Source organism: Streptomyces sp. HSW2009 (assembly GCF_040240285.1).
GTDB lineage: Bacteria > Actinomycetota > Actinomycetes > Streptomycetales > Streptomycetaceae > Streptomyces.
The window spans coordinates 1-1,206 of sequence record NZ_JBEHZD010001024.1 but is presented as its reverse complement, the minus strand read 5'-3'; the positions used below and the strand labels follow the sequence as shown (position 1 = coordinate 1,206).

The window sequence follows — 1,206 nt, the reverse complement described above, 5'->3', positions numbered from 1 at the left end:
CCCCCCACCCCCTACCGCCCCCCCCCCACCCCCCCCCCCGGCGCCCCGCCCCGGGCCCGGGCCGGCCCCCGCCCCCCCCCCGCCCCCCGGGGCCCCCGCCCCCCCCGCGCGGGACGGGGCACCGTCATACGGGTTCGGGTTCGGGTACGGGTACGGGGAAGGCCCCCGGAACGCGTTGCGGGAGCGCCGGTGAGCGTGGGAGGGCCCCGGGTACGGGCAAGAGACCTCGGGCAGTCGTCGAACGGCCCGTAGGAGTCCGCGGAATCGGTCCGTCCGGCGGCCGGGGCAGGCGGCCCTGCTGCTACGTTGTCAGGCTCCTGACCAAGTACAGCGGCCGTTCCGGGGGACGGGACGGTCGGAACGGATGGAGAAGCGCGTGCGCAAGGCAGCCACGATCGCTGGTGCGTCGGTCCTCGCCGCCCTGCTCGTCACGGGGTGCGGCAGCAGCGACGGCGACGGCGACAAGGACGGCGACAAGGCGAAGCAGACGCCCACGGGGGCCGAGCAGCAGCCGAGCGATGCGCCGGCGGACGACGCCGGCGAGGGCGCGAAGGTCGAGGGCACGTACCTGACCAAGGCCGCCGGCGACGGGCAGCGCCTGGTGCTCGTCATCAAGGACAAGACCGCCGTCCTGGCGGGCCCGCGCGCCTGCACCGGCACTTACCAGCAGAACACGCTGATGCTCAAGTGCGCCGACGGCAACACCGACCGCACCATGGGCAAGGTCACGCCGGGCGCGGACGGCAGCCTCACCGTCGACTGGGACGCGCTCTCCGAGAACGACGTCTTCCTCCAGCCGAAGCCCGGCGACGCCATCCCCACCCCCTCCGGCCTCCCCACCGACCTAGGTGACCTGGGCGACCTCGGGGACCTGGACGACCTCAAGAACACCGGCGGCCTCGGCGGCTGACCCCGCGCCCCTACTCCTGGCCGCCGAGCCGCCTCCGGCCCGCGCAAGCCGCCGGGCCCCGCGGCCCGCGCAAGCCGCCCATGCTCCACGCGGGCCGCGGCCCGCGCACAGACGCCCGCAGCTACCCGCGGCCCGGCGCCAGGCTCCGGGCCCGCGCACCCCACCACGCACCACCACACGGCTCGGGCGCCGCGCCCCCCCCCCGGCGGGGGGGGGGGGGGGCGGGCCGCCCGCCGCCCCCCCCCCCGGGGCGGGCGCGCCGGCGCGGCCCCCCCCCCCCCCCCCCCCCCGCGCCC

The 1,206-nt window shown here is 78.7% G+C and carries 1 protein-coding gene; it reads left to right on the top strand.

Annotation, left to right across the window (positions count from 1 at the left end; genetic code table 11):
• The first annotated feature begins 376 nt into the window (after positions 1-376).
• Complete coding sequence (locus AAHZ94_RS34340; protein WP_349997594.1) at positions 377-910, top strand: hypothetical protein; 534 nt, start codon at positions 377-379, stop codon at positions 908-910.
• The last annotated feature ends 296 nt before the right edge of the window (positions 911-1,206 follow it).